Origin of the sequence: Paenarthrobacter sp. RAF54_2 (assembly GCF_052113945.1) — a bacterium.
In the GTDB taxonomy this organism is placed as follows: Bacteria; Actinomycetota; Actinomycetes; order Actinomycetales; family Micrococcaceae; genus Arthrobacter.
The window spans coordinates 164,650-190,589 of sequence record NZ_JBFRDV010000001.1; the positions used below are offsets into that span (position 1 = coordinate 164,650).

General features: G+C 62.6%; 20 protein-coding genes. 7 read left to right on the forward strand and 13 right to left on the reverse strand.

The annotated features are described in order from the left end of the window. Positions 1–70: 70 nt before the first annotated feature. Entirely contained in the window at positions 71–1,741 is a 1,671-nt protein-coding gene (gene purH, locus AB4Y87_RS00735; RefSeq protein ID WP_442002583.1) for a bifunctional phosphoribosylaminoimidazolecarboxamide formyltransferase/IMP cyclohydrolase, read from the forward strand. Positions 1,742–1,902: 161 nt separating this feature from the next. Here purH and AB4Y87_RS00740 read toward each other — a convergent pair whose 3' ends face one another. Then, the gene (locus AB4Y87_RS00740; RefSeq protein ID WP_442002584.1) at positions 1,903–2,904 is read right to left on the reverse strand and encodes a trypsin-like serine peptidase; all 1,002 of its coding nucleotides are present in this window, start codon (positions 2,902–2,904) and stop codon (positions 1,903–1,905) included. Between the two features lie 322 nt (positions 2,905–3,226). On the opposite strand from AB4Y87_RS00740, the gene AB4Y87_RS00745 reads away from it, so the two are divergent. Further along, positions 3,227–5,446: an NADP-dependent isocitrate dehydrogenase gene (locus AB4Y87_RS00745; protein WP_442002585.1), complete on the forward strand. Its 2,220-nt coding sequence runs from the start codon at positions 3,227–3,229 to the stop codon at positions 5,444–5,446. A 70-nt stretch (positions 5,447–5,516) separates the two neighbouring features. Here AB4Y87_RS00745 and AB4Y87_RS00750 read toward each other — a convergent pair whose 3' ends face one another. Beyond that, positions 5,517–6,617, reverse strand: a complete 1,101-nt coding sequence (locus AB4Y87_RS00750; protein ID WP_442002586.1) for an FAD-dependent oxidoreductase — start codon at positions 6,615–6,617, stop codon at positions 5,517–5,519. 92 nt (positions 6,618–6,709) lie between these two features. On the opposite strand from AB4Y87_RS00750, the gene AB4Y87_RS00755 reads away from it, so the two are divergent. Further along, the gene (locus tag AB4Y87_RS00755; RefSeq protein WP_442002587.1) at positions 6,710–7,150 is read left to right on the forward strand and encodes a DoxX family protein; all 441 of its coding nucleotides are present in this window, start codon (positions 6,710–6,712) and stop codon (positions 7,148–7,150) included. 115 nt (positions 7,151–7,265) lie between these two features. Here the strand turns inward: AB4Y87_RS00755 and AB4Y87_RS00760 are convergent, their stop codons facing one another. Together AB4Y87_RS00760 and AB4Y87_RS00765 are read right to left on the reverse strand one after the other, a co-directional pair. After that, positions 7,266–8,336 carry a Gfo/Idh/MocA family protein gene (locus AB4Y87_RS00760; RefSeq protein WP_442002588.1) on the reverse strand — a complete coding sequence of 357 codons (1,071 nt, stop codon included), beginning with the start codon at positions 8,334–8,336 and terminating at the stop codon, positions 7,266–7,268. A 28-nt stretch (positions 8,337–8,364) separates the two neighbouring features. Then, positions 8,365–9,294, reverse strand: coding sequence for a hypothetical protein (locus AB4Y87_RS00765; RefSeq protein WP_442002589.1), 930 nt, complete (start codon positions 9,292–9,294; stop codon positions 8,365–8,367). Between the two features lie 184 nt (positions 9,295–9,478). On the opposite strand from AB4Y87_RS00765, the gene AB4Y87_RS00770 reads away from it, so the two are divergent. From AB4Y87_RS00770 to AB4Y87_RS00780, 3 genes are read left to right on the forward strand one after another with little or no spacing between them, the layout of a single operon-like run. Beyond that, entirely contained in the window at positions 9,479–10,576 is a 1,098-nt protein-coding gene (locus tag AB4Y87_RS00770) for a hypothetical protein (RefSeq protein WP_442002590.1), read from the forward strand. A gap of 5 nt (positions 10,577–10,581) precedes the next feature. After that, on the forward strand, positions 10,582–11,328 hold the full coding sequence (locus AB4Y87_RS00775) for an ABC transporter ATP-binding protein (RefSeq protein ID WP_442002591.1): 747 nt from the start codon (positions 10,582–10,584) through the stop codon (positions 11,326–11,328). Further along, complete coding sequence (locus AB4Y87_RS00780) at positions 11,325–12,506, forward strand: ABC transporter permease (RefSeq protein ID WP_442002592.1); 1,182 nt, start codon at positions 11,325–11,327, stop codon at positions 12,504–12,506. Before AB4Y87_RS00775 ends, AB4Y87_RS00780 begins: the two co-directional genes overlap by 4 nt. Here the strand turns inward: AB4Y87_RS00780 and AB4Y87_RS00785 are convergent. The 7 genes from AB4Y87_RS00785 to AB4Y87_RS00815 all read right to left on the reverse strand — a co-directional run bounded on the left by AB4Y87_RS00785 (position 12,484) and on the right by AB4Y87_RS00815 (position 21,957). Beyond that, complete coding sequence (locus tag AB4Y87_RS00785; protein ID WP_442002593.1) at positions 12,484–13,176, reverse strand: ABC transporter ATP-binding protein; 693 nt, start codon at positions 13,174–13,176, stop codon at positions 12,484–12,486. The two genes, AB4Y87_RS00780 and AB4Y87_RS00785, sit on opposite strands and share 23 nt — an antisense overlap. 2 nt (positions 13,177–13,178) lie before the next feature. Further along, the gene (locus tag AB4Y87_RS00790; RefSeq protein ID WP_442002594.1) at positions 13,179–14,603 is read right to left on the reverse strand and encodes an ABC transporter permease; all 1,425 of its coding nucleotides are present in this window, start codon (positions 14,601–14,603) and stop codon (positions 13,179–13,181) included. Between the two features lie 200 nt (positions 14,604–14,803). Beyond that, a complete protein-coding gene (locus tag AB4Y87_RS00795; protein ID WP_442002595.1) occupies positions 14,804–16,213 on the reverse strand; it encodes an MFS transporter in 1,410 nt (469 codons plus the stop codon). Between the two features lie 400 nt (positions 16,214–16,613). Further along, the gene (locus tag AB4Y87_RS00800) at positions 16,614–17,711 is read right to left on the reverse strand and encodes a substrate-binding domain-containing protein (protein ID WP_442002705.1); all 1,098 of its coding nucleotides are present in this window, start codon (positions 17,709–17,711) and stop codon (positions 16,614–16,616) included. A gap of 52 nt (positions 17,712–17,763) precedes the next feature. Continuing rightward, positions 17,764–19,032, reverse strand: a complete 1,269-nt coding sequence (gene mmsB / locus AB4Y87_RS00805) for a multiple monosaccharide ABC transporter permease (RefSeq protein WP_442002596.1) — start codon at positions 19,030–19,032, stop codon at positions 17,764–17,766. 45 nt (positions 19,033–19,077) lie between these two features. Continuing rightward, the gene (gene mmsA / locus AB4Y87_RS00810; RefSeq protein WP_442002597.1) at positions 19,078–20,637 is read right to left on the reverse strand and encodes a multiple monosaccharide ABC transporter ATP-binding protein; all 1,560 of its coding nucleotides are present in this window, start codon (positions 20,635–20,637) and stop codon (positions 19,078–19,080) included. Between the two features lie 129 nt (positions 20,638–20,766). Then, entirely contained in the window at positions 20,767–21,957 is a 1,191-nt protein-coding gene (locus AB4Y87_RS00815) for an ROK family transcriptional regulator (RefSeq protein ID WP_442002598.1), read from the reverse strand. 252 nt (positions 21,958–22,209) lie between these two features. Between AB4Y87_RS00815 and AB4Y87_RS00820 the strand changes: the two genes are divergently transcribed. Further along, positions 22,210–23,016, forward strand: a complete 807-nt coding sequence (locus AB4Y87_RS00820; protein WP_442002599.1) for a carbon-nitrogen hydrolase family protein — start codon at positions 22,210–22,212, stop codon at positions 23,014–23,016. On the opposite strand, the gene AB4Y87_RS00825 is transcribed toward AB4Y87_RS00820, so the two are convergent. After that, positions 23,013–24,632, reverse strand: a complete 1,620-nt coding sequence (locus tag AB4Y87_RS00825; protein ID WP_442002600.1) for a PucR family transcriptional regulator — start codon at positions 24,630–24,632, stop codon at positions 23,013–23,015. The genes AB4Y87_RS00820 and AB4Y87_RS00825 overlap by 4 nt on opposite strands. Then, on the reverse strand, positions 24,622–25,869 hold the full coding sequence (alr, locus tag AB4Y87_RS00830; RefSeq protein ID WP_442002601.1) for an alanine racemase: 1,248 nt from the start codon (positions 25,867–25,869) through the stop codon (positions 24,622–24,624). The genes AB4Y87_RS00825 and alr overlap by 11 nt, the downstream gene beginning before the upstream one ends. Positions 25,870–25,940: the final 71 nt, after the last annotated feature.

Consider the following 25,940-nt stretch of genomic DNA (forward strand, 5'->3'; position numbering starts at 1 on the left):
TAAACTCTCCGTATCCCCACCACCCGCGACACCACCCGCGATATCTACGCGAACTAAGACGGAGACTTTTGTGAGCTTGACGCAGCTTGACCGTGTTCCCATCCGCCGTGCACTGATCTCGGTTTACGACAAGACGGGACTGGAGGAGCTCGCGAAGGGCCTGCACGCAGCCGGCGTCGCTATCGTTTCCACCGGCTCCACCGCCAAGAAGATCGCCGCCGCAGGCATCCCGGTCAAGGAAGTCGAAGAAGTCACCGGCTCCCCGGAAATGCTGGACGGCCGCGTCAAGACCCTGCACCCGCGCGTGCATGGCGGCATCCTGGCCGACCGCCGCGTCCCGGCCCACATGGACACCCTTGCCGGTATGGAGATCGAGACTTTCGACCTCGTGGTGGTGAACCTGTACCCGTTCGTCGAGACCGTGAAGTCCGGCGCAGCGCAGGACGACGTTGTTGAGCAGATCGACATCGGAGGCCCCGCCATGGTGCGTTCGGCCGCGAAGAACCACGCCGCCGTCGCCATTGTTACGGACCCCAACTTCTACGGCGCAGTAGTTGCCGCGGCACAAGAGGGCGGCTTCGACCTTAACACCCGTCGCCGCCTGGCCGCCAAGGCCTTCGCACACACGGCGAGCTACGACAATGCTGTGGCAACCTGGACTGCCAGCCAGTTCCTGGATGAAGACGGCGACGGCATCATCGACTGGCCTGCCTACGCCGGCCTGTCGCTGGAGCGTTCCGAGGTTCTCCGCTACGGCGAAAACCCGCACCAGCAGGCTGCCCTGTACGTGGACAAGGCTGCTCCGGCCGGCATCGCCCAGGCTGACCAGCTGCACGGCAAGGCCATGAGCTACAACAACTTCGTCGACGCCGACGCTGCCCTCCGCGCTGCGTTCGACTTCGCCGAGCCTGCCGTCGCGATCATCAAGCACGCCAACCCGTGTGGTGTCGCTGTTGGATCTGCCGAGTCCGCTGACCCGATCGCAGATGCCCACGCCAAGGCCCATGCTTGCGACCCCGTTTCCGCTTTCGGCGGCGTGATTGCAGCAAACCGCACCGTCACTGCCGGCATGGCCCGCACGGTTGCCGACATTTTCACCGAGGTTGTCATCGCTCCGGACTTCGAGCCGGAAGCCGTTGAGATCCTCTCCAAGAAGAAGAACATCCGCCTGCTCGCGCTCCCGGAAGGCTACGGCCGCTACCCGTCCGAGATGCGTCAGGTCTCCGGCGGCGTCCTGGTCCAGATGAGCGACAAGGTGGACGCCGACGGCGACAACCCCGCCAACTGGACCCTCGCCGCAGGTGAAGCTGCCGACGACAAGACCCTCGCGGACCTCGCCTTCGCCTGGACCGCTTGCCGTGCCGCCAAGTCCAACGCCATCCTGATCGCAGATCACGGTGCTGCAGTGGGCATCGGCATGGGCCAGGTCAACCGCCTGGACTCCTGCCGCCTTGCCGTCGAGCGCGCCAACACGTTGGGCGTGCAGGTGGAGTCCGACGTCGAAGGTGCTGGCGGTGCCTCCAACGCCACCGGCAGTGATGCACCTGAGCGTGCACGCGGTGCCGTTGCGGCATCGGACGCGTTCTTCCCGTTCRCTGATGGCCTGCAGATCCTGATCGACGCCGGCGTCCGCGCAGTGGTCCAGCCGGGCGGTTCCGTCCGTGACGAGGAAGTCATCGCCGCGGCCAACGCTGCCGGCATCACGATGTACTTCACGGGCGCACGCCACTTCTTCCACTAGTCCCCACCGCCGCCCTAACCTCGCTGCGCTTCGGCCAGGGAACCCGGGCGGCGTGGGCCCATCCCACAGGAGGAACACAACGGCGGCCGCCCCCGGTAGGGGACGGCCGCCGTCGTCGTTAGCACGCACTTAACAGGGACGTGCCAGAAAAATCAGGACCGTTACGAAGCCGCCGCGGTGGTGTAGGTCGACTGGATGACGGAGCCCCAGTACGGGCCGTACATCGTGCTGGAATTGCTGCCGTAGCCGTAGCTGTTGATCGAGTTCTGGTAGCCGGCGGAGCTGTTGCCGATGAACCACGGACCGCCTGAGGATCCACCGGTCATGTTGCAGGGGATGCCCTGGGTGGCGAACTGCGGGTTGTAGGGATCGTTGGTGGCGGTGCCGGAACAGCTCTTGAGCGATTCGCCGTTGAACGGAGGGGCTGCCGGGTAGCCGAAGGACTTGTAGCTCAGGCCGCGGGCGGCGTTGAACTGGACACCGGAGGAGCCTACGACATCCGCGAGTCGCTGGCCATTGAGGGTGTTGACCACGGCGAAGGCGGTGTCGTACTGCATGTTGCCGTTGGATGCCCACTGGGTGGGGGAGTACAGCGCCCTTGCTGTCCACTTGCCGTAGGGTGCGGACCCGTTGAGGTAGGCGGGTACGAAGACGAAGTTGGTGGCGTAGGCGCCTGGTCCTTCGTTGACGCAGTGGCCTGCGGTGGAGACGGTGCTCTTGTTGGCTGCCGTCACGGAGTTGCCGGAGCAGACGTAGTTTGCGCCGCCCAGGGTGAAGAAGATCTTGCCGATATGCTTGACGGGCGTTTCGCTCTGGTTGGCCTTGAGGTTGATGGCCTTGGAGTCGGTGGAGGCCCGCTGGCCTTCGACGCTCTTGAGGGCGCCCGGGGCTTCGGAGACTAGCGCTTTTCCGAGGTTGAGGAGCCGGCCGCGGTCCAGTGCCTTGGTGGCGAGGATGTCGCCGGACTTGGCGTTCTTCATGCGCTCCGGGGTCCAGTAGTCTGCAGCGCCGTTGTCCGACGCTACATGGCTGCTGACCGCACCGCCGCTGGAGTCTGTGGTGTTAACCGGAGCCGCATTGGCGCTGGTAGTTCCAACCAGCGCCAGGATTGCGGCAGCGGACAGACTCAGCAGGCTTGTGGCCAGGGTCTTGGTTTTTGTCACGTTGTTCCAACCTATCGAGGGAGTGGGGCGGCCAGTGATGGCGACCGCCGACTGACGGAATCGAAGCTACCCAACGTGTGACAAGTTTGTAAAGACTTGTTTCACATTTTGTGATATTTTGCTTTCACTTCTTGTCACACGCCAAGGAGCAATGCTCGACGCCGGTCGGCAGCTTCGGCGGTAAGGCCCACCGTCGGGCGTGAATCGCTTTCTTGAACAGGTAACGAACACGTGATCCCGGACACGAAGGGCGGCCAATCGAGCCTGCTCGGGTAAGTTTAGAGATGTTGAAATCTGCAGACTTTCAGGGAGAACCCCGCCAATGGCCAAGATTATCTATACCCACACAGACGAAGCGCCGATGCTGGCTACCTACTCATTCCTGCCGATTGTGGAAGCGTATGCCTCGACCGCAGGTGTGGAGGTCGAGACCCGCGATATTTCGCTGGCAGGCCGCATCATCGCCGTTTTCGGCGATTTCCTGACTGAAGAGCAGCGCACAGGCAACGCCCTGACTGAACTTGGCGAGCTGGCAAAGCAGCYGGAAGCCAACATCATCAAGCTGCCCAACATCAGCGCCTCCGTGCCGCAGCTCAAGGCTGCAATCGCCGAACTCCAGTCCCAGGGCTTCGCGCTCCCGGACTACCCGGACAACCCCTCCTCGGACACCGAGACGGATATCCGCTCGCGCTACGACAAGATCAAGGGTTCCGCTGTGAACCCGGTGCTGCGCGAAGGCAACTCTGACCGCCGCGCACCGCTGTCGGTAAAGAATTACGCCCGTCAGAACCCGCACTCCATGGGTGCCTGGTCTGCCGATTCCAAGACCAACGTTGCCACCATGGGCCAGAACGATTTCCGCTCCAATGAGAAGTCCGTTGTGCTCAAGGGTGACGATTCCCTCACCATCCAGCTGGTCCGCGAAGACGGCACCACCAAGGTCCTCAAGAAGGATTTCCCCGTCCTGGCCGGCGAAGTTGTGGACGCTACCGTCCTCCGCGCAGACGCCCTGGACGAGTTCCTCAAGGCGCAGGTTGCCCGGGCCAAGGAAGAGGGCATCCTCTTCTCCGCACACCTGAAGGCCACCATGATGAAGGTCTCGGACCCCATCATCTTCGGCCACGTGGTCAAGGCTTACTTCTCCGAGCTGTTCGATACTTATGGCAAGCAGCTCGCAGCCGCAGGCATCAGCCCGAACAATGGCCTCGCAGCCATCCTCAGCGGTCTTGAAGACCTGCCGGAAGACGTTCGCGAAGGCGTTAAGGCTGCCATCACCAAGGGCCTCGAAGACGGTCCTGCGTTGGCAATGGTGGACTCGGACAAGGGCATCACCAGCCTGCACGTTCCGTCGGACATCATCGTCGACGCCTCCATGCCGGCCATGATTCGTTCCTCCGGCCACATGTGGGGCCCGGACGGCAAGGAAGCTGACACCCTCGCCGTCATCCCGGACAGCTCCTACGCCGGTGTCTACCAGGTTGTCCTGGACGATTGCCGTGCCAATGGCGCGTTCGATCCCACCACGATGGGCACCGTTCCCAACGTGGGCCTCATGGCACAGGCGGCCGAGGAATACGGCAGCCACGACAAAACCTTCGAAATCCAGGCAGCCGGCACCATGCAGTTGGTGGACAGCAAGGGCAACGTCCTCACTGAGCACCAGGTTTCCCCGGGTGACATCTGGCGCGCTTGCCAGACCAAGGATGTCCCCCTCCGCGACTGGGTCAAGCTTGCGGTCAACCGCGCCCGCGCTTCCCAGACCCCGACCGTTTTCTGGCTGGACAAGGGCCGTGCGCACGACGCCAACCTCATTGCCAAGGTCACCGAGTACCTCAAGGACCACGACACCGAGGGCCTGCAGATCGAGATCATGTCCCCGGAGGAGGCCACAGCCTTCACGCTGGAGCGTATCCGCAAGGGCGAGGACACCATCTCCGTCACCGGTAACGTCCTCCGCGACTACCTCACGGACCTGTTCCCGATCCTTGAGCTCGGCACCAGCGCCAAGATGCTTTCCATCGTTCCGTTGATCAACGGTGGTGGCCTCTTCGAGACCGGTGCAGGCGGATCCGCTCCCAAGCACGTCCAGCAGCTGATCAAGGAAAACCACCTTCGCTGGGACAGCCTGGGTGAATTCCTTGCCCTGGCCGTCAGCTTCGAGCACCTTGCCACCACCACTGGCAACGCCCGCGCCCAGGTCCTTGCCGACACACTGGACCGCGCCACGGGTACGTTCCTGCTGGAAAACAAGTCCCCTCGCCGCAGCGTTGGCGAGCTGGACAACCGCGGAAGCCACTTCTACCTGGCCATGTACTGGGCACAGGAACTGGCCAAGCAGACCGAGGATGCAGAGCTCGCAAAGGACTTTGCCGCGATCGCTGACGCCCTGACCTCCAACGAGGAAGTCATCGTCGGCGAGCTGAACGCAGTCCAGGGTCCCGGCGTCGATCTGGGCGGCTACTACCGTCCGGATGCTGCCAAGGCCGCTGAAATCATGCGCCCGTCGGCTACGTTCAACAAGGTCGTCGCGACCCTGAGCTAGTTCCCAACTGACTCGCAGTTGTGGTTGTTTTGAGAGCTCACAACAACCACAACTGCGGGTCAGTTGCTGTTTAACGGTCGGCCAGGAACCGCTGAGGTGCCACGCCGCCGTCGACGATGTCTTTCAGCACCCGGCCAATTGCGGGTGTGAACTTGAAACCATGCCCCGAGAAGCCTGCGCCCACCACCAACGGTCCAAAGCGGTCCAGCACGAAGTCCTCCGTGGGCGTGGTGGTGTAGGTGCAGCTGATGGGAACCGCGGTTGAAGGGTCGACGCCGGGAAGCCACTCCTGCGCGTATCGCACCAAGGCATCGAGCTGCTCGGGTATGGGCTGGAAGGTGCGCTCGTCCGGATCCATGACGGGTCCGACACCATGCCAACCAGCTTTGATGCCTTCGCCAGGTGTGAGCATCCCGTAGACGGGGCTGTACCAGTATTCGTACGCGGGATCGTCCATATCCGGGCTGTGGTTGAAGCTTGGCCACACGAGCGTGTTGTCCACGGGGGTGAAGTGGGCGGGCTGCTCCTGGGTAACAACCAGCGGGGGTAGCTTCGCGTGTTCGCCGAGCAGCTTGTTCGTCCACGCACCGGCGGTAACGACCACGCGGTTGGCCCTGTACTCAGTCTCCTCTGTCACGACTACAACGCTTTCGGCGCCGTCGACGCGGATGTCGTGGACCGGCGTCGAGTATTTGAAGATGGCGCCATGGGACTCGGCGGCCTTTCGAAGTGCCACCAGCGCGTTGGCCGATCGGATGCGTCCGGATCCGGGAACGAAGAGGACATCGGTGGCGAAGTTCATGCCTTGCCAGCGGTCCATGGCCTCGTCTGCTGAGATGAAGTAGCTCTCGATACCGCGTTCCTGGTGGGCTGCGCGAATGGTCCGGAGTCGCTCGACGTTGCCGTGGTTCGCCAGCCCCACCAAGTCCAGCAGCGGCGCCCCGGTTTCCGCAGCAAGCTCATCCCAGAGTGTCTTGGCTTCAGCGAGAAGTTCCAGGTAGTCGGCCTCGGCGTAGGCGGTGTTGAAGTTGCGGGTGGCACCATGTGAGGCGCCTATGTGGTGACCGGCTTCGAACTGCTCCAACAGGACCACGGACTTACCGCTCCGGGCCAACTGCCAAGCGGCGGCCGATCCCATTGCTCCTCCGCCAACAACTACAACGTCCACCATGCCCGCTCCATCCACCTTGGCCCACTATCAGGTTCCATTCTGCCCCCTGGTTGGGTTGGCACTTGGTGGGAAGGCATGGAAGATTGGGACGGGTGAAATTCCTTCACCCGTCTCCCAAGTCCTCTGCCCGCGGCGTCACGATCCTGCGCGTGGTGTTTGGCGCACTGATCATGGTGCACGGCATCCAAAAGTTCATGGCCGGACACGCCGCCTTTGCTGCGTCGGTTGCTGCCATGGGCGTGCAGAAGCCCGAGATCGTGGCCTGGCTGGTGATCGCTGGGGAAATCGGACTCGGCCTGCTCCTGGTCCTGGGCGCTTTGACCAGGGTGGCCGGCTTCCTTGCGGCAATCATGTTCGCGGGCATTTGGTTTGTGACGGAAGCAGGTAAGCCACTGCTCACGGACAAATCCGGAGTCACAGCGGAGCTTCTGATCGTGTACGTTGCCATTTCCGTGGCGTTTGTGTTCCTGGGTCCCGGCGCGTGGTCCCTGGACCGGAAGCTGGCCAGGCAGCCGATGGGCCAGAGGCGTTAACGCGGTCGGGTTAACTCCCGACGGCGGCACTCACCGCCGGGCCAACCTCACCGCCGGGCCAACCTCACCGACCGGCCAACCTCACCGACCGGCCAACCTCACCGACCGGCCAACGTCACCGCGCGTCGTTCGGGTACCGGATGCCCAACTGGGACCGCACGCCGTCGAACAAGCGCATGACGTTCACGGAGTCCTCCAACGGCATCAGGGGGCTCTCCGTCAGGCCCTGCTGAATGCAGCGGGTCACTTCGCGGAGTTCGTAGGTGTAGCCCACGCCCACCACATCGAACCGTTCATGCCGCGGCTCGTCCCAACCGACACGAATCAGCAGTTCCCGCGGATTGTTCACGGAACCTACGGTCTGCAGATACCCGAGCCCGCCGGCTACCGTTGCAGTCCTGGGTCCATGGGCGGTCAGGGACGACGTCAGCTGCGCCTGGGCGCCGCTGGCGTAACCGAGTGTCAGCGCATTCTGGGTGTCAACGCCGTCCTCGTTCAACGCGCCGATCGCGGTAACAGACTGTGGGAAGCCCAATGTTCCCAGGGCCCAGAGCAGCGGGTAGACGGTGATGTCCAATAGCGCGCCGCCACCATCATTGAGTGCCCAGATCCGGGCCAAGGGGTCGTAAGGGGCAGGGAATCCGAGGTCCGCGCTGACCCACTGGGTGTGCCCGATTTCCCCTGATGCGGCGATGGAAAAGGCGCGCTGCATGCTGGGCAGGAACCGGCTCCAGACGGCCTCCATGAAGAACACCTTGTGCTCGCGGGCCAACTTAACCAGCTCGGTGGCTTCGCGGGCGTTGATGGTGAGGGCCTTCTCGCACAGGACGTGCTTGCCGGCCCGCAATGCCGCTGCCGCAATCTGGAAGTGCTGGGCATGGGGTGTTGCCACGTAAACCACGTCCACGGCCGGATCGTCGAACAACCGCTGGTAGCCGGGGACACCGGCGTCGTTCCCGTAGGCCTTGGCGAAACCAAGAGTGTGCGCAAAAGCGTCCGCGCCTGCCTGGGTCCTGGAGCTCACCGCGTAGAGCTCTGCGTCCTCCAGCAGGGAAAGGTCCTGGGAAACGCTGTTGGCGATGTTGCCCGTGGACACCACTCCCCAGCGCAAGCGGCGGCCGGTGGCAGCCCGGGGATCCTGGTTGGTCTGGCTGGACAGCCACGGTTTGGCGATAGGAAGCGTCATGACTGCCATCCTCTCATTCGCGGCCCAGCTAACTGGGGAGTTGCAGCTGCTCCAAGTCTGCGATGGTTCCGTTGGATTCGAAGGTGAGCTTCACGTTGACCACATAGGCGCCGGCTTTCTTGAGGTCGGGCACCCAGATTTCAGCAACCCCGGCGTCATGCTCTGTTGTCGCCTGGATTCTGTAGGCGAGGTTATCCGCCTTCCAACTATCGGAGACGTCAACGCCGTCCAAGGACCACGTCAGCAGCATGGGGACGCGGGCCAGCCCCACCAAGTCAACCCTGACGGCTATCGTCCAACCACGGGGATCCTTACCCTGGGTACTGTCGATGATGATTACTTCCTCCATTGCCTTCACGAGTTCCGCTGCCGCTTGGTCGGCTGGAAGCAGTTCCCCATTCTGGTTGACAGTCACTGGGGGAAGGAGTGCCGGGAGGATGATCAGGGCATCGGGGACATAGCCTTCGAGTACTTTCTGTTCCTTCACAGCGGCGCGGTACGCCTGCGACGGAGGGCGGGGGATATTCCTGTTCACCACGGTGGGGGAACCGGTAGAGGTGGCGGTGGTCGTGGCGGGCGTGGTGGAAGCAGTCGGGGTAACCGTCGGGGTTGTGGGCGGACTGGTGGTTGGATGGGCTGTGGTCGGAGTGGGCTTTGTAGTTCCCGAAGAGCCAGCCAAATTCGCGCTGTAGGCGGGTAGGTTCAGACCAACCGCGGCCGCAGGACTCAGGTTGAGGTCCTTGCCGAGGTCCGCCGGGGCAAAGGCGGCCAAAGACGTCTGCTTGACGATGGTAACGGACTCGATGTTTGCCACGTCTTCGATGTTGGGCGGGAACAGCCGGTCCCACAGGGCGAAGATACTGATGAGGGCCGCCGCCAATGCTCCCGCCGTAATGACGAGTGCCTTGCCGCTTCGGTACCAGGGAGTGACTCTGCCTGGTTCACGGTGTTGGGGCACGCACACCACCTCCTACGCCTGCTCACAGAATGCTCCGCGTCCAGAAGCGCGTCAACCCGCGCTGGCACTCAGTTCCCGAACGTGTCAAGTCATACGAATGGCAGGCGCACCAAAGATCCTCGCCTAGGCTGAGGTAATCATCCCTCGCAGAGGTTCTGTGGGGAGTTACCGAAATGGAGCAGGGATGGGTATTTTTCGGCGTGTCATTTTGCCGGTTTCCTGGCTGGTGGTTTTCGCAATTATTGCGGTGGCTTTGGTCAAGATCGCTTTCGTAGATGGCCTCAAGCCGTCTGATTCCGGGCCCGCGCCCTTGGCGCAAGTGGACATCCCGGTGGTCCCGGCCACGCGAGCTACGGTCACCAATACTGTGGAAATCAAGGGCACCGTCCAGAGCGATGCAGCCGATCCGGTCCGGAGCACGTCCGCGGGCAAGGTCATCAAGGTTTTCGTCGAAGAAGGCGCCACGGTGGCCAAGGGCGATGCCCTGTTCCAGGTCAAGGCCGAGCGCGCAGTGACAGCTACGCAGCCGTCCAAGGATGGAATGTCCTCGACGCCGAAGCCCGTCTTTGACTACTTCGACATCCTTGCCCCCAGCGGCGGTATGCTGCAGTCCTTGACCACGCTGATCGATCAGCAAGTAAGCGTCGGAGAAAGCGTCGGCAAGATCGACCCCGGCACCTACACGGTGGCTGGCTCGGTGACCGCGGCCCAGCAGTACCGCCTGCTCGGCAAGCCGGGCCCGGCGGAGATCGCTTTGGTGGGTGGACCGGCGCCGTTCCAGTGCACCGAAGTGACACTGAAGAACAACGCTTCCGACGACGGCGGAGGCGGCTCGGGTGGTTTGTCGTCCACAGGCGGAGGTGCTGGGATGGGCGTCGGCGGGGCAGTGGCAATCCCCGGCGGAGGCGGTGGCCAGTCGCAGGAAGGCGGCACGCCCACGGGAACGCTTAGTTGCGCAATCCCGGCTGGGCATGAGGTCTTCGCAGGCCTTGGAGCGACCATGACCGTGAGTGCCGGCGTCGCCGCCGATGTGGTGACGGTTCCTTTGACCTCGGTGAAGGGCAGCGTGAAGGACGGCATTGTCTGGATAGCGGGCGCAGCCGGGAGCGGCGCAGTGCCCGAGCAGCGCGCGGTCCAGCTGGGCCTGAATGATGGTGCGTTGGTTGAAGTGGTTTCAGGGCTGGCCGAGGGCGAGCAAGTGCTTGAGTTCGTGCCCGGGGCTCCGGCTGTCCCAGGTCCCATGATGGGGCCGGGACAAGCCGTCTACGGACCGGCAGGCTGAAGCGCATGACAGGAACAGCAGAGGTAGTAGAAAGCAACAAGGAAACCCTCGTCAGTCTCCGGTCAGTCACCCGTTCGGTGACGCTGCCGGATGAGCAGCAACTGCACATTCTCCGCGGCATCGATCTTGAGGTCCAGAGCGGTGATCACACCGCCATTGTTGGCCGTTCAGGATGCGGAAAATCGACGCTGCTCAACCTCTTGGGCCTCCTGGATGTCCCCACGTCCGGTGAGCTGGAGTTCCTCGGCAACCCTGCCGAGCGGCTGAGCAGCAACGCCCGTGCCCGCCTGCGTGGATCAACCGTGGGTTTCGTGTTCCAGCAATTCAACCTGTTGCCGGGCCGCAATGCCCTGGACAACGTCATCACGCCGCTCTTTTACGCCAAAGGCCGCGAGTTCTGGCGCCGGCGTGAACTGGCCATGGACATGCTGGACCGTGTTGGCCTGGCAGCGCGGGCCAACACCATGCCGAACATGCTTTCCGGTGGGGAGCAGCAGCGTGTGGCGATCGCCCGGGCGTTGGTCCGCAGGCCACGGCTAATTCTGGCGGATGAACCAACGGGCGCCTTGGACGTGGAAACCGGGCAGGCTGTCATGGCCTTGTTGGACACCGTGGCCACGGAAACCGCGGCCGCACTGGTGACCATCACGCACGATACCAATGTGGCCGCCCTGGCACGCGCCTGCTATCGATTGGACGCCGGAGTGCTCACGCCGCTGACAGTTGCCGAAACAGCAGGAGTCAGCGCATGACCGGCTTCATGTCCACGATGGTGGAAGCATGGCAGGAACTCCGGATCAACAAGGTGCGCATCCTCTTGGCCCTCCTTGGCGTGGCCCTTTCCGTGGCAGCGTTGACCTCGGTGGTAGGAATCGGCAGCCTGGTCCGTGAAGGGATCAAGGTGCAGTCCGAACGCAACGGTGGCCGCGTGGCCACCCTGGCACTGAGTGTGAACGGCCCATCTTCGCCTGATCCTGCGAAACTGGAGAAGGTCTATGAAGGCATTCAACAGCGCTTTGGCATCACCACGTCCACCCATGTGGGCAGGACCCAGGCGGGCTTCCAGTTTCCGCGTGGGGTGACCAACGTGGACGTGACCATCGTGGACATTGGATACGGCATCATCCACCGCGTTCCGCTCACCCAGGGAACCTGGTTCGCCGTCGACGACGACCAACGGCTAGCACCCGCCGTCGTCGTCTCCGAAGCGTTCTACAACCAGGCTGGAATGCCCAACCTGACCACCAGCCCAACGGTGACCATCCCGGGGGATCACCCTGCCACTGCGGTGATTATCGGCATCGTGCCTGATGCCTATCCGCAGCAACCTCCGGCTGCTTTCATCCTCACCGCCGGCGCCGCGATGACCGGAATGGAATCCCAAATGTCCGAGTTCAAGGTGTGGGTGGGGGAGGATCAGGCCGATTCCTTGGCCGCCGCTATCTCCGCGGACCTTCAAGGTCAATTTCCCGGGTACTACGCGCAAGCCAGCCGAATGGACTTCGCCGCCTACGGTGACCCGCTCGGACCGGCCCAATGGATCGTGGGCGGCGTAGCCGGACTGGTGCTCCTGCTCGGGGCAGTGGGAATGCTCAACATCTCCATGGTCACCGTGCGCTACAGGGTAAGGGAAATCGGCATCCGGCGAAGCTTCGGCGCAACCTCCGGCCGCATCTTCTTCGGCGTCATGATGGAATCCGTCGTAGCCACCGCAGTTGCCGGCCTGGTGGGCGTCATGCTGGCGGTAGCAGTGGTGAAGAATCCCTGGATCGAATCAAAGGTAGCGCCGGGATTGACCGAATACCCGTCCTTCCCCGTCGATGCCGCGCTCCTGGGCTTTGGCGCGGCTGTCCTTGTGGGCGCACTCGCCGGAGCCATTCCTGCGCTCGTGGCGGTGCGCGTCAAGGTCATCGATGCGATCCGCTTTTGACCTCCTCGGTGAGTCGGCCCTGCTGAAGACGGAAGCAGCGGTCCGCTTTCTGCGCCAGGCTGCGGTCGTGGGTGACTACCAGGATGGTGGTGTTGTGGTCGCGGCTCAGTGAGCTCAGCAGTTCGATGATGTGCTCGCCGGTCTGCTCATCCAGGTTTCCCGTGGGCTCATCGGCCAGGATCAGCTTCGGCTCGTTGGCCAGCGCCCTCGCGATCGCGACGCGCTGCTGCTCGCCACCGGACAAGCGATTGATCCGGCGGGACTGCTTCTCCGGATCCAACTGCACCTGCTCCAGCAGTTCCTTTGCCCGCTTCAACCGTGCTGCCTTGCGGACCCCGGCGAACTCCATCGGCAGCATGACGTTGTCCACGGCGCTGAGGTTCGGGATCAGGTTGAACTGTTGGAACACGAAGCCGATATCGCGGCGGCGGTACTCTGTCAGCTTGCTCTCCGGCAGTCCGGCCAAGCTCACGCCATCCACGACGACGTCTCCGCTGGTTGGTTTGTCCAGCGCACCCAGGAGGGACAACAGCGTGCTTTTGCCGCTTCCACTCTTGCCCACGATCGACGCCAGAGATCCCTTCTCCAGCTGGAAACTCACACCATTGACAGGCTTGATGGTCCTGTCGCCGGACTTGAACTGACGGACCAGGTCCTTGACTTCAATCACGGCTATTCTCCTCGGAGTACTTCGATGGGACGGATGCGGGCGGTCAGCAAGGCCGGGACCAACGCGCCGATGATGGCCACGGCGAAGACCGCGGCGATGCCTGCAGCAATGACGCCGGGGGAGGCGCTCGCCGTGACGGACGTGAGCAGTTGGGTGGCCCCGCCAAATGGACCGCCCTGCCCACCGGCGAAGCCGCCGCCGGCAAAACCACCCCCGCCAAAGCCGGCTCCGCGCTGGGTGGTTGGGGCCGCCGTCGTGGTGGTGTTTGAACTGATCAGCGCTGACGCGATACCGCCGCTGGCGAGTGATGCAATGGCGGCGCCCACCACGCTGCCCAAGGCCACGAGGACCAGCGATTCAAGGACAAACTGCAGGCCGATAGTGCGGTTCCGGGCACCGATGGCCTTCAACACGCCAATTTCGCGGCGGCGCTCTCGGACCAGCATCACCATGATCAGGAGGATGATCAGTCCGGCTGTAGCCAGTGCTGCAATGAACGCGACCAGGGAGATGTTCTTGACGCTGTCCAGAGAGCTGACCGCGGTTTCGAGGTTGCGCTGGCCTTGGGTGACGTCGGCCTTACCGGTTCCCAAGGCGGACTGGACTGCCGTCTTGGTGCTGTCGACGTTCTCCATGCTGTTGACCGTGACGATCATGGTGGAGAGTTCGTCGGGAGTTCCCGCCAGGGTTTGGGCTTCCGGAAGGGTGACGTAGACGGCGTTGTTTCCGAAGGCGGTTCCGGCGTCGAAGATGCCTGCAACGGTGAAGGTCTTGTCCTGGATGGTGAAGGTGGAACCCGCGCTGAGGTTGTTCTTTTGCGCCAGCGTCGTTCCCACCAGAGCCTTTGCCGTCGCCGTGGTGTAGTCGCCCAGGCCGGTGCCGCTGGTGATGTCCAGGGCCTTGCCAGCGCTGTCAACCTCGGCGCCGATACCCGTGGCCGTAATGGGAAGGGTGCGAACTCGTTGGGCGGTGCCTGTACTCCCAGTGTTACCCGTGGAGCCGTTGCGGTTGCCGAGGGTCCCGGCGTCGATGGCTGCCGTGAGGTTGGTGGTGACCGAAGGTTGCTGCCCACCGGGACCGAAACCGCCTTGAGCGGCCTGGGTGGTGCTTGTTTCTGCGGTGGCTGTCTGCAAACGCAGAGCCTTAGTGCCGACCACGGACGTTACGTTACTGACGGCGGCGGCCGTCTGAGCTTGAGCAGCGGTGAGCGGTTCGCCACCACCTTCGAACCCCTGCCCGCCAGCCGGATTCACCGTCAAAGTGGTGCCCACGGAAGCGTTCAGCTCCTGGACCTTGGCACCCACGGCCTGGTTGGCCACAAGCATGGCCAATGCCAGGCCGATCGCTACGGCAAGCACAGCGACTACCGCGGCCGTTCTGATTTTGTTGCGGAAGGCATTGCCTACGCTTCGGGCAAGGACGCTCACGTTTCTCCTTTGGACCTGCTGAGTTCCGCAGACCGCTGGCGCGCGGGCTGCAGGTCCAACACTGCTGAGCGCTGCTGTGCGGAAAGCCAGCCGAAGCTATGCGTGGGCYGTGAAAAGTGGCGGGCTCATCAAGGAGCCAAAAAACCCGTGCCGGGCTCAGAATCCTGAGCCCGGCACGGGTTCACCGTGCAGTCCCGGTGTCAGTGGGAGAAGTTTGCTGAGATTTCGGCGAGGGTGCGCCCCTTGGTCTCAGGCGCGAGCCATTGCGAGAGGACTGCGCCAAGCAATGCGACGGCGGCGGCTACGACCATGCTTGGGCCCAGGCCGATGTTGCTGATCGCCCATGGCAGGGCGAAGGTGCCCAGTGCGGCTCCGATGCGGCTGAAGGCCGCGGCAAAGCCCATGCCGATACCGCGCAGGTCGCCGGGGAATACCTCGGCCGGATAGACCTGGGTCATCGTGGTGTAGCCGGCGTTGAAGAAGGAGAAGGCGAGAAACAGTACGAGCACGATGATCGCTGGTGCGTCCGCCCAGACTCCGATGACCAGCAGGATGCCTGCGCAGAGCCACTGCCCGGGCACAGTGAGGATTCGGCGGCCGAGCTTATCAATCAGAAGTACGGTGATGACAACACCCGCGGCTGCAAGTGCGGACAGGCCGACTCCACCGGTCCAGCCGCCGAAGCCGAATTGGTCGAGCACGTCGTCGGCGAAGGTCGCGATCGCGAAGTACGGAGTGACCGCGCAGAACCAAAAACCTGAGGTGAAGAGGGTGGCACGCCAGTTCTGCTTCGAGAACAGCATTCCGAAGGAAGCGCCCTTGATTTTGGTCCTGCTCTTCGCGGCTTGGGCCTCCTGGATCATCCTCAGATCGATCTCACCGGTGATGCTGTCGTGCATTTGGGGCGATTCGACATATCTGTGTGCGATCGCGAGTGCTTCCTTGTGCCGTCCCTTCGTAATGAGCCAGCTCGGCGATTCGGGGAGGCCCATGCGGGCGAGGAACAGGACCAATGCGAGTATCGTGCTGGTGCCGATGACCAGGCGCCAGGGGATACCGGCGTCGTGCAGGAGCGTGCCGATGATGAATGCCATCATGAAGCCGACGTACCAAGCGATCAGAGTGAGCCCGAGCAATCGCCCGCGCAGCTTCGGAGGGGAGAACTCTGATAGCAATGGCCCACCGATGGAGTACTCGCCGCCGATCGCGACGCCCATGAGGAACCGGATGGCGGCCAGCTGTATCACGGCCCCGTCTCCGGAGGTTACGAAGCACTGGGCCGCCGAGGCGACCAGGAACAGGCCCATGTCCACGAGGAACATGGGCTTGCGTCCGAACTTGTCAGTAGCCCAGCCGGCCAGCGGGGAGCCGACGAAGATACCGACCAGCGGGCCCGCGGCGATCATGCCCAGAGATAGTGCGTCGAGCTGGAGCTCTGACCGCATGAGTCCGGTGACGGGGCCGATAATTCCGAGGATGTAACCGTCGAGGAACATCCCACCGATGAAGACAGCGACGAGCCGCACCATAAAGCGGCGTTTGAACTTGGAGCTGGTCTCTTTTGATGTGGAGGTGTCGACGGAGTCCGTCGTCCTGGTCGGATGGATCATTGAGATTTGTTCCCTTCTGGCTTCAGCGCGAACCGTTGACGGCACCAGAACGCCGTTTCATGGATGCACGGACAGCCGCAGCCCTTAGCGACCGGTGGGCGATGCCGACTGGCTCGATGCCAGCCGATATGCCCGCGCAGGACTTGCGAGATGATTTCGGGGTCGGCCACATGTGACATATGACTCATATATCAGAACTCTAAGGGTGCGATCCGCCCCGGTCAAGAGTTGACAAGTTAATTCGTTGTATCTAGCCCCTCGGTAAACTCCGGGGCCTGCAGACATGGAAGCTTCGTGGAAAACGGTTCAGGCAAGCGAAAGCCCCGGCCCGCCTGCTGAGTGCTGGCGGACCGGGGCTTGCTGTTGCTTGCTGCGAAGCGGTGTTACTCGATGATCGGTGTTACTTGGTGATCGGGCCGAGTACCGGATCGTCCACGTAAGCCGTCTTGACGTTGGCTGCCGTCACGATCTGCGGCGGGAGCAGGTAAGCCGGAACAGTCTTGACACCGTTCTTGTAGGAATCCTTGTCGTTGATTTCCAGCTGCTTGCCAGCCTGCAGGTCCTTCACCATGGTGATGGCGTGCTCAACCAGCTTGCGGGTGTCCTTGTTGATGGTGGAGTACTGCTCGCCAGCCATGATCGACTTGACGGACTCAACCTCGGAGTCCTGGCCTGTTACCACGGGGAGCGGCTTGCCGGCGGCCTTGACGGACGTCAGCACTGCACGGGCCAGGGTGTCGTTCGGGGAGAGAACGCCATCCAGGGATGCGGTTCCGTAGCTGCCGGTCAGCAGGGTGTCAGCACGACGCTGGGCGTTTTCAGCCTTCCAGCCCTGGGTAACAGCCTGCTCGAAAGCAGTCTGGCCGGAGAGGACCTTGAGCGTTCCGTCGTCGATCTTCGGCTTCAGCACGCTCATGGCACCGTCGAAGAACACCTTGGCGTTGGCATCATCCGGTGAACCGGCGAAGAGCTCGATGTTGTACGGGCCGGAGGGCTTCTTGGCCTTCAATCCGTCCAGCAGGGCCTGGCCCTGCAGCACGCCGACCTTGAAGTTGTCGTACGCCACGTAGTAGTCCACGTTCTCCGTGTTCAGGAGCAGACGGTCGTAAGCAATGACCGTTGCGCCGGAGTCCTTGGCCTGCTTGAGCTGCGTACCCAGCTGCGCGCCGTCGATTGCGCCAACGATGATGACCTTGGCACCCTTGGTGACCATGGCGCTGATCTGGTTCTGCTGCTCGGACACGCCGCCGTTGGCGAACTGGACGTCGGCCTTGAAGCCGGCACCCTTGAGGCCATCGTTGAACAGCTTCTCCGCGAGGACCCAGTTCTCACTGGTCTTCTGCGGAAGGGCGACGCCGATCAGCGAGTCCTTGGGGAACGCTTCCCCGCCAGCAGTGCTGCTGCTTGAGCCGCTGTCAGAGCGGCCGCAGGCTGTCAGCGCCAGTGCCGCGATGGCAGCTACTGCTGCTGCCTTTCCTGCTTTACCAAACATTCGCATATCTTGGTTCACTTTCTGTGTGGTGGGGTGGAGCGAGTCAGGCGGAAACCGGTCAGGCTTCCTTGGAGATGACCTCTTTGGTGGACGTGGTTTCGTCCGGCTTGAGTTCGTTGTTGCGCTGGAAATTCTTCAGCAGCAGGCCAGTGATGGAGCGCTTGCCCTGGGTCTTGTTGTAGACGTCGAAGGCAACAGCGATCAGCAGTACCAGGCCCTTGATGATCTGGGTGAGGTCGGCGCCTACGCCCAGGAGTTGGAGGCCGTTGTTCAGCACAGCCATCACCAGGCCACCGACGATCGAGCCGATCACGGTACCAACGCCGCCGGTAACTGCGGCGCCACCGATGAACACGGCTGCGATTGCGTCCAGTTCCCAACCGACACCGTCAAAGGGACCGGATGCGGTGGAGCGGCCAACGAAGATCATGCCGGCAAGGCCTGCAAGGACGGACATGTTGAGCATGACCATGAAGTTGACCTTCTTGGACTGCACGCCGGACAGTTCTGCTGCGTGCCGGTTACCACCCACGGCGTAGACGTGGCGGCCCAGTACCGTCTTGTCAGCGATGAAACCGTAGATCAGGACCAGCACGGCCAGGATCAAACCGGGGATAGGGAAGGACGTTCCGGGGCGGCCGGTAGCGAACAGGTACGTGGCGTAGAGGATGGCACCGCAGATCAGGACCAGCTTGGTGACCTCAACCCAGAGCTCGGGGACATCTGCGCCCAGGGCCTTGTTGGTGGCGCGAGCCCGCAGGGACATGAGGACAACGAATGCCGCAGCCAGGATGCCCAACAACAAGGTGAGATTGTTGAAGCCCGTGGTCGGGCCAATTTCAGGCAGGTAGCCCGAACCCAGGTACTGGAAGTCGCTGGGGACGGGGATGGTGTTGGATTTGCCCACGAACTGGTTGAAACCGCGGAACAGGAGCATGCCTGCCAGCGTCACGATGAAGGCAGGGATGCCCACATACGCTGTCCAGAATCCTTGCCAAGCCCCGATGATCGCACCGAGTACAAGCCCGAAGAGCACGCCCATGTACCAGGGAATACCCCAGTCCCGGATTGCGAGGGCCACGKAGACACCCACAAACGCGGCTACCGAGCCCACAGAGAGGTCGATGTGGCCGGCAATGATGACCAGGACCATGCCGATGGCCAGGATCAGGATGTAGGAGTTGCCGTTGAACAGGTTGATCACGTTGCCCGGGGTCAGCGTCCGGCCCTCGGTGAAGATCTGGAAGAAGACGATAAGTGCCACCAGGGCGAAGATCATGCCGAACTGGCGGGTATTGCCACCAAATAGCTTCTTGAGCGCGTTCATTGTTTTGGTCCTTGTGTCAGGAAGGGGTGAGTCTGGGCCAACAGGTCAGGCGGCCTTGCGGGAGGACGTCATGAGTTTCATGAGGCTTTCCTGGCTTGCTTCGTTTTTGTCCAGGACACCTGTGATGGCGCCCTCGAAGATGGTGTAGATGCGGTCGGACAGGCCCAGGAGTTCGGGGAGCTCCGAGGAAATGACAATCACTCCCTTGCCCTGGTTCGCCAGCCTCTGGATGATGCCGTAGATCTCGTACTTGGCGCCCACGTCGATCCCTCGGGTGGGTTCATCCAAAATCAGGAGATCCGGATCGGTGAACATCCATTTGGCCAGCACGACTTTCTGCTGGTTTCCGCCGGAGAGCTTGGCCACGCCTTCCTCCACCGACGGGGTCTTGGTGCGCAGGGATTTTCGGTACTCCTCGGCAACCGAGAACTCCTTGCGCTCGTCCACCACCGTGTACTTGCTGATCGCGCGGAGGTTTGCCGCAACCGTGGTGGCCTTGATGTCGTCCAGCAGGTTCAGGCCGAGGGATTTCCGGTCTTCAGTGACGTAGCCCAGTCCGGCGTCGATTGCCGCACGGACGCTGCGAAGGTTGACCGGCTTGCCGTCCTTGTAAACCTGTCCCTTGATGAAGCGGCCATAGGAGTGACCGAAGAGCGAGCGGGCAAGTTCCGTGCGGCCGGCTCCCATCAGTCCCGCGAATCCCACGATTTCACCGCGTCGTACATAGAAGTTGGAGCCCTTGCAGATCAGGCGATCCTGGATCTGCGGGTGCGCCACGGTCCAGTCTTTGACCTCGAAGAAGACCTCACCGATTTTCGGCTCATGATCCGGGAAGCGGGACTCGAGTGTCCGGCCCACCATGCCTTTGATGATGCGGTCTTCGTCAACGCCGTCCCGCTTGACGTTCAACGTTTCGATCGACTTGCCGTCGCGAATGATGGTGATCTCATCGGCAATCTGTTCGATCTCGTTGAGCTTGTGGGAAATGATGATCGAGGTGATGCCCTTACCCTTCAGGCCAAGGATCAGGTCCAGCAGGTGCTGGGAGTCGGATTCGTTCAGGGCTGCTGTGGGCTCGTCCAGGATCAGCAGGCGGACGGACTTGTTCAGCGCCTTGGCGATTTCCACCAACTGCTGCTTGCCGACGCCAATTTCCTTGATGGGGGTGTCCGGGTCCTCACGGAGTCCAACTCTGGCCAGCAGTTCGATGGAACGCTTCCGGGCCTCTGCCCAGTCGATGACACCCCATTTGGTTGGCTCGTTGCCCAGGAAGATGTTTTCCATGATGGAAAGTTCCGGGATCAACGCCAGCTCCTGGTGGATGATGACGATGCCCGCAGCTTCGCTTGCACGGATGTCCTTGAATTGCTGCGTCTCGGCCATGTACACGATGTCGCCGGTGTAGCTGCCGTGCGGGTACACGCCGGAAAGAACCTTCATCAGCGTGGATTTTCCGGCGCCGTTTTCTCCACAGATAGCGTGGATCTCGCCGGCCTTAACGCGCAGGCTCACATTCGACAAAGCCTTCACGCCGGGAAATTCCTTCGTGATCGAGCGCATCTCCAAGAGGATGGGTTCGTCCTGCGTGTCAGGGGTTGTTGTCATTAGCCCTTACGCCTCCAATGCATGACTTCGTTGTCGCTCCCCAAATGGCGGAGCTGTCTGATGAAAAAGTAAACTGGATCACCTATCTTGTCGTCAAGACTTGAACACAAGATCCAGCTAACGATTTCGTTACCTACCAGTAATTCCAGCGTGTTGGAACACTAAAGCAGCCGCTCCAAGTGCTTCCGCGCGCGCTCCCAGGGACGACATTGCGAGGTGCGTTGTTTCGCCTACAACGGGTACAGCGTGACGAACGAGCCCCCGTCGAATGGGGTCCAAGAGGAGGCTTCCGAGGCCCGCCAGGGGACCACCCACGACGATCACTTCAGGGTTGATTAAGTTGGCGACGTTGCCCAGTGCGCGGCCCACGGCAAGGCCGGCGTCATCCACGACCCGCTGCGTTGCGGAGTCACCTGCGAGGCAATTCCGGACGATGTCCTGGGGCGTTAGCGATGTCTCCTTGCCGCGGCCCAGCAACTCAATCATGGTGGTGGTGGAGGCGATGGTTTCGAGGCAGCCGCGGTTCCCACATCGGCATACCAGCCCGTGCTCATGGATGGTCGCGTGGCCGATTTCGCCCGTGATACCCACATTCCCGTAGTAGGGCACGCCGTTGAGAATCAGGCCGGAACCGATACCGGATCCGATCTTCAGGAACATGAGGTTGGATACGCCGCTGTGGGGTCCCCACGTCACCTCTGACAAGGCTCCGAGATTGGCGTCGTTGTCAACAAATACGGGGCAATTCAGGGCTTCTTCGAGCCTGTGGAGGATGTCGATTCCCACCCATTCGGGCAGGATGGCGCCTTGGGCAACAGTCCCTGTTCGGCGGTCAATCGGGCCGGGGATGCCCGCCCCTGCGCCCACCACCGCGCTCGGATCGATGCCATTTTCCGCCAGCAATCGCCCCAGCAAACGGACTGCAGCCGCAATGCCTTCCTCCGCATGGTGGCCCAAGGGAAGTTCAATGAAATCCTCGGCGATGACGTGATAGCCGAGCGATGCCAGGACCACCCTGAGGTGGCGTCGGCCAAAGTCGATTCCGACGGCGACCGCACCGTTGCTGTTCAACCTCACGTTGGTTGCCCGGCGTCCGGAGCTGGTGGTTGGCTCGGTGGAAACGAGGCCTGCGTCCTGCATGATTTTCACGATGTTGGACACCGTGGCGGTGGAGAGTCCGGTCTGCCTGGAAAGCTCGGCTTGCGTTGACGGCCCGCTCAGCAAGCACTCGATAATCCGTTGCTGGTTCAGGTGCCGGAGCGCGGATTGCGAGCCGGGTTTTCGTGGTTGGCTCTTCGTTGAGCGCTGCATAGCGGACATGACAAGAAGATTGCCCCAAAAGCAACCTTGTAGTCAAGAAGTGAACACAACGCGACTAGCTTTCCCGACATACTCCAACGCAAGATGCCCTCAGTCCTCCGGTTATGGGTCCTGTTTTGCGTGCAATGCGTCCCGGTTCGCACGCCGCCGGGTCCAAATGCCCCGGTCCACTTGTCAGACCACAGGCCTACTCTGGAAACAAGAAGACTTCCGGCCCTCTGCGGTCCGGTACCCGGTGCAACCAAGGTGGTAATGATGCTGCTATCCGTCCTGCAGGCCAACGCTTCCGTCCTGGACGTTGAGGCGAACCTGCGCACAATCGACGACGCCGCCCGGCGCGCCACCCAGGTAGGGGCCGGGTTACTCCTCACCCCGGAGCTCTTTCCGGTGGGCTACGCACCGCTGCGGCTTCACGCCGAATTGGATCCGGCAACGCTTCCGGGCCTCCGCGAACGCCTTTCCGGCATCGCCCGCCAGCACAACATCGGACTCGTGTATAGCCTCCCGGCGCCAGCTCCCGAGGACAACGGATGGCACATCACCGCCACACTCGTGGACGCCAACGGCACGGAACTCCTCAACTATGCCAAGGTCCACCTCTTCGGTGCGGAGGAGCGCAAAGCGTTCGTGGGCGCCCAAGAACCTCCCGCCGTCGTCGATTTCAACGGGATCCGCACGTCCATGCTGATTTGCTATGACGTTGAGTTCCCGGAGGCAGTCCGGGCAGCGGCGACCCGTGGGGCTGAACTCCTTCTGGTCCCCACGGCGTTGTCAATGGGGTTCGACAACGTGCCCCAGGTCCTTATCCGTGCCCGCGCGGTGGAGAGCCAACTCAATGTGGCGTACGCCAACCACAGTGGGCATGAGGACATCTACAACTTCCTGGGCGGCAGCGTTGTGGCGGGACCGGATGGTTCGTTGCTGGCTGCGGCGGGGGAGTCGGCGTCGCTGCTGTTCGCGGAAGTGGGCACGGAGACGGTGAAAGCCGCGCGCGATGAAGTCCCGTACCTGCGGGAACGCCGCCCTGAGCTCTACCGAAAATGGGAAGAGAGCGTTTAGACCCCCTCGGACCCGGATAACCCGGCAACAAGCTCGTCCGCATATTGCAGCGCGATCCACAATTCTGCACGGATCTGTGCTTGGTTGAGGTCCATGTCGAGCAGCTCGCCGAGGACGCCGATTTGCCGGCGGACGCTGTTGCGGTGCAAACCCAGGAGCTTGGCGGAGCCGTCCCAGCTGCCGTTTTCGCTAAGCCAGCCGCGCAGTACCGACAGCAGCGGGTCGCGGCGATCAGGTTCCAAGGACAACACTGGGGCCAGGAGTCGCTCGGCCAGCATGGTCCCTGCCTCACGTCCCAGAAGACCAGTGACCGACCACTGCACTTCCTCCACTCGCACACTCTTTCCGCTGGACAACACCCGGCTCCGCAGCGAACTCACCCGCTGATAGGCCGCCGCAAGCCCGGTGAGTTCAGTCGGCTCGCCGATCGCCAGCCTCCACCCAAGCTTCTCGACGTCGGCAAGCAGCGCGTCATCCACCTTCAATCGGGTGATGGCAGCGAAACCGTAGTCGGTAATTTCCACGAGCTTCGTATCGAACAGCCTCCGCCACTGCAGCAGCTCACGGACGGGGCCGTCACCGGCAGGCCAGTCAGGCGAGTCCGCCTTGATGCCCTGCACTACCCGCATTTGACCGGAGCGCGTCGAGGAAAGGCTCTGCGCCAGCAGGTCTTTGAGTCCGTTGACGTGCTTGGTGGCGCCAGTGGACAAGCTATCCGGATGCAAGAGCAGTGCCGTGGCAAGCTGGCTCGGAGCAAGTGACCCGCTTGTTCGTTGACGGACCAGCAGCTCCAGCAAACCCACCGCCGACTGCACCACATTGTTCTGCGCGGGCGTCAGGGGAGCGTCCGAGCCAAGAATCAGCGCCCCGAGGTTCGCGTCCTTGGTACTGCGCAGCGGATGACCGAACACCAGGGCAGATCCAGGCTGCTCGAAACCGTCCATCTCCACGCGCGGTCCGCTGCCGGTCAGCAACCGTTCCAGCAGTGGCGCCAACAAGGAATGCTCGACGCCGGTGCTTCCGCCGGCATTGTGGCCGCGCGCCCGCACCCGTCCGTCGGCCCCAACCAGCAGCGCCCACACGGGCACCCGCTGGACGAGGGCTGCCAGCAGTTCGTGCTCCGGCCTGGGGGAAAGGACTGCCCGCATGAGTTGGCGGTTGGTTTCGGCCAATTGCCGGAATACGCGGGCGTTGTCCGATTCCAGGAGCTGGGAGAACTCCAAGCCAATCGCGGCGAACGGCACGGACTCCGGGACCTCAAACAGGGTGAGGTTGTGCCTGCGGCAGGCGTCGAGGAGGACGTCCGGGACGGCGTCGAAATAGGGCCTGATGCCGAATCCGAGCGCCGCCACCTTCGCACCCACCAGCCGCCGCACATAGGCGTCCACGCTGGCCGCCGAGCCGCCCTTCCCAAGGAAAGGCAACCCGGCGGTCAGCAGGAACTCGCCCTCCGGAAGATATGGGGTCGGGTCCTCCAGCTCGCTGGGTTCCACCCAGCGCAGCAGCGAGGCGCCGCTGCCGCCGTCGTGAAGCATTTTCAACTCGGGCGGCAGCTGCTCCAGGAACTGCTCAAGCGTGACGAAACTCAGCCGGGCGGTGGCGGGCTCAGGCAACATTGTCCTGCCCGGCGGCTGCCGGCTCCTGGTAGTCGGGGCACTCGTAGGCGGCGTCTTCTTCTGTCGCGGAGGTGTATACGCGCGGCAATCGCGGCGCAATCCTGTTGATGATTTCATCCCCGTGGCTGCCGATTGCAGCGCCCCAATCGTMGGCGCTCGCCGCACCGGTGGCCGGATCGCCAAACAACACCGCAGTATCGCCGACGTCGATCCCGGTCGCGTCAGGTCCGAGGTCCACCATGAACTGGTCCATGCAGACCTTGCCGATAACCGGGACGCTGCGGCCTCCGATGTTCACCACTGAGCGGCCGCTGATGCCTTTCGGGATGCCGTCCGCATAGCCAAGGGGAATGAGGCCCAGATAGCGGGGTTCGTAGGTGATGGCCTGGTGCTCGTAGCTGACGCCCGTGCCGGCGGGGACCTTTTTGACCATCACCAAGGGGGCGGTGACGCTGAGGGCGGGCCGCAATCCGAAGTCAGTCGGGTTGAGGTGGTCTGCGGGAGCGAGGCCGTAGATTGCGAGTCCGGCCCGGACCATGTCGAAGTGGAATTCCGGGCGGTCCAGGATGTTTGCTGAGCTGGAAACGTGCCTCAGTTCGGGTTTGAGTCCGGCGGCGCGTGCCTCGCGGACGGCGTCCTCGAACTCCGCAACAGCGCTGGCGTTCCCAGGATGCGCGGGCACATCGGCCCACGCCAAGTGGGTCCAGATGCCGCGGACCAGCACGGTGCCGTCCACTTCCGCTTGCCGGGCATGGGCCACAAGTTCGGCCCAATCCTCCTTGCGCGCCCCGCCGCGGCTGAGCCCGCTGTCCAGTTCAAGATGTACGACGGCGGGGCGGCCTAGGCGTTCGGCGATGCCTGCCAGCACCTGAAGTTGGTGGACGCTTCCGAGGGACACATCGATGTCGTTTTCCAGTGCTTCCAGGATGGTGTCGCTGGTCTGGGATGCCAGATACAGCCACGAAAGGACCGGTTCAGTAATGCCGGCTTTGCGCAGGGCGATGGCCTCGGTGAGCTGTGCAGTTCCGAGCCAGTCGGCGCCGGAATCAACGGCCGTGCGGGCTACTTCCACGAGCCCGTGACCGTAGGCGTTGCCCTTCACCACGGCCATGAAGAAGGGTGCGTCGGTGCGGCGCTTCAGGGCCTTGATGTTGTCTGAAATGGCGGACAGGTCCACTCTGACCTGACCGGAGAGCGCCAGCGAGCCGCCCTCTTGGTACTGTGCAATACGTCTCATGGTTGAACACTATAGGTCATTTTGCACCGTGGTGAGAGGTGGCTCACATGCCAGTCTTGTGGAGGGGAAAT